Origin of the sequence: Lacinutrix sp. (assembly GCF_023299985.1) — a bacterium.
Lineage (GTDB): Bacteria > Bacteroidota > Bacteroidia > Flavobacteriales > Flavobacteriaceae > Lacinutrix.
Genome location: NZ_JALZVX010000169.1, coordinates 1 through 2945, shown reverse-complemented (window position 1 = coordinate 2945; position 2945 = coordinate 1). Strand labels below are relative to the sequence as shown.

Sequence of the window (2945 nt, the reverse complement as noted above, 5' to 3'; positions counted from 1 at the left end):
TCCTCTTTAAAGTGAGTACGGCAGGATTATTCGCTATCAAATTCTGATGTAAAACTGAAAATATTTATAACTGTATTTTTTTATTAAGATAATGAAAAATTATCAATTATTAGTATTTACGGATATACAATTTAATAGTTTTTAAATTTAAAGAAAAAAATCTTTTTTAGACGTTAATATACTAAAAAAGTGTTTTATATTTATTTATTTGGACTAAACTTAAGGTTAATAGTCTAAACTAATAACTTTAATACTAACTACTAGAAACTATCCTAACCAACCTTCTCTATCTAAACTTCTATATTGAATGGCTTCACTAATATGACTACCATTAATTTCTTTACTATCTTCTAAATCTGCAATAGTTCTTGATACCTTTAAAATACGATCGTAAGCTCTAGCAGATAAATTTAAACGTTCCATTGCTGTTTTTAAGAGTGTTTTAGATGCATCGTCTAACTTGCAATGTGTTCTAATTTGTTTTACATGCATTTGGGCGTTATAATGTACAGTTTCCGACTCTGCAAAGCGTTCAGTTTGTTTTTCTCTTGCTGCTGTAACTCGTTTTCTAATCTCTATTGAAGATTCACCTTTACGCTCGTCGGACAATTTATCAAAAGGTACAGGTGTTACTTCTATATGAATATCTATTCTATCTAATAATGGTCCAGAAATTTTACTTAAATAACGTTGCATTTCTGCAGGACTAGATGTTATTGGCGAATCTGGATCGTTAAAATAACCACTAGGACTAGGATTCATACTCGCAACCAACATAAAAGACGATGGATATGTAACTGTAAATTTTGCCCTAGAAATGGTAACCTCTCTATCTTCTAAAGGCTGTCGCATAACTTCTAGCACTTCGCGTTTAAATTCGGGCAATTCATCTAAAAATAAAACACCATTATGGCATAAGGAGATTTCTCCAGGTTGTGGATAACTGCCTCCTCCTACAAGTGCTACATTAGAAATTGTATGGTGTGGACTTCTAAAAGGACGCTGAGACATTAATCCAGAATCTGCTTTTACACGACCAACCACAGAATGAATTTTAGTAGTTTCTAAAGCTTCTTTTAAAGACATTGGCGGTAAAATACTTGGCAAACGCTTTGCTAACATGGTTTTTCCTGCTCCTGGAGGACCAACCAGAATAATATTATGTCCTCCAGCTGCAGCAATTTCCATACAACGTTTTATACCTTCTTGTCCTTTTACGTCTGCAAAATCAAAATCTGGATAGTCAAGATTTTTATAAAATTCTTCGCGTGTGTTTATTATGGTCTGCTCTATTTTTTCACCTTTATCGAAAAAATTAATAACCTGCTTTATATTATCTATTCCAAAAACTTTAAAATCACTAACAATGGCTGCCTCTTTAGCATTTTGTTTTGGTAAAATAAAACCTTTAAAACCTTCTTCTTTTGCTTTTATTGCAATTGGCAAAGCGCCTTTTATTGGTTGTAAACTACCATCTAGAGACAATTCTCCCATAATTAGATAGTCTTCTAAATCTTCGGCTTGAATTTGCTTGGTAGCAACAAGAATACCAACTGCTAATGTTAAGTCGTAGGCACTGCCTTCCTTTCTTAAATCTGCAGGAGACATGTTTATAATAATTTTTTTACCAGGAATTTTGTAACCATTGTTTTGTAATGCAGCAGCAATACGATAGTTACTTTCTTTTATAGCATTATCTGGCAAACCAACTAAGTGATAACCTATTCCCGAATCGACATTTACTTCTACGGTTATTGTGGAAGCTTCGACTCCAAATACAGCACTTGCAAATACTTTTTTAAGCATAAATGGTTAGTTTTAGAGACTAAATGTAGGAAAATTAGAGGATTATTAATCTCTAAAACTAAGAAAATTAGAATATTAGGTGCTTCAAAAACTTATAAATCACTTATAAACTCTAGCATTCTTTTTTCGGAATAATAAACATTTTTAGAATCAAAAAAACCAACATGTCCTCCATACTTGGGCATTTCTAAATATAAATTAGAATTCTGTTTTGCTGCTTCTATTGGGTAACATTCTTTTGATAAAAAAGAATCGTTTTGTGCATTAATTAATAAGGTTGGTATTTTTATGTTTTCTAAAAACTGAAGACTACTCGATTTTTTATAATAGTCGTAAGCATCAATAAAACCATGTGCTTTAGACGTATAAACATCATCAAAATCTTTTAAGGTTTTGATGTTTTTAAAATCTTCATTTTTAATCTTCTCCGGAAATAATTGTTGTTTGTCCTTAAGTTTCTTTCTTAAGTTTTTTAAAAATTTTTTAGAATACATGTAATTTTCAGAAGACATTAATTTTTCTAAAGATCCTTTTAAATACACAGGTACAGAAACCGTTACAGCTCCTTTTATTTGTTTAGGAATCTCAATATTTTTACCTAAATATTTTAAAATCACGTTTCCGCCAAGGCTAAACCCTTTTAAGAAAATAGTGTTGTAATGCAAGTGATCTGTAATGTATTTTATAACCGAAGCTAAATCGTCTGTTTTACCAGAATGATACGATTGAAAACTTTTATTAACCTCTCCACTACAGCTTCTAAAATTAACACAAACCGCATCTATATTGTTTTGATTCGCCATTTTTACAGCACCTAACATATAATGACGTTGTGCATTACCTTCTAAGCCATGTAAAACGATTAGTAATTGGTTTGTTTTCTTGGTTGTATAACTCCAATCTAAATCTAAAAAATCGTTATCTGGTAACGTTAAACGCTCTCGCTTTTGGGTAACGCCTTCAACTTTTCTTAATAGTCCAGAATAAATGGTCGATAAATGCCCATTTCTAAAGATAAACTTGGGCTTGTATGTTGTGCTTAGTATTGGCATTTAGTTTGCTGTTTTAAAAGGACTTTTAATATTGAAATGTGAATACAAAGATAAGTAACAAAAAAACCTTTCAGTTTTAAAACTGAA

General features: G+C 31.1%; 2 protein-coding genes. Both read right to left on the bottom strand.

Annotation, left to right across the window (positions count from 1 at the left end; genetic code table 11):
• Positions 1-267: 267 nt before the first annotated feature.
• On the bottom strand, positions 268-1806 hold the full coding sequence (locus Q0C58_RS09285; protein ID WP_290700492.1) for a YifB family Mg chelatase-like AAA ATPase: 1539 nt from the start codon (positions 1804-1806) through the stop codon (positions 268-270).
• A 92-nt stretch (positions 1807-1898) separates the two neighbouring features.
• Positions 1899-2858: an alpha/beta fold hydrolase gene (locus Q0C58_RS09280; RefSeq protein ID WP_290700489.1), complete on the bottom strand. Its 960-nt coding sequence runs from the start codon at positions 2856-2858 to the stop codon at positions 1899-1901.
• Positions 2859-2945: the final 87 nt, after the last annotated feature.

Excerpts from the sequence above, each read along its gene's own strand:
- Q0C58_RS09280 (WP_290700489.1), bottom strand. The coding sequence starts at position 2,858 with ATGCCAATACTAAGCACAACATACAAGCCCAAGTTTATCTTTAGAAAT.
- Q0C58_RS09285 (WP_290700492.1), bottom strand. The coding sequence starts at position 1,806 with ATGCTTAAAAAAGTATTTGCAAGTGCTGTATTTGGAGTCGAAGCTTCC.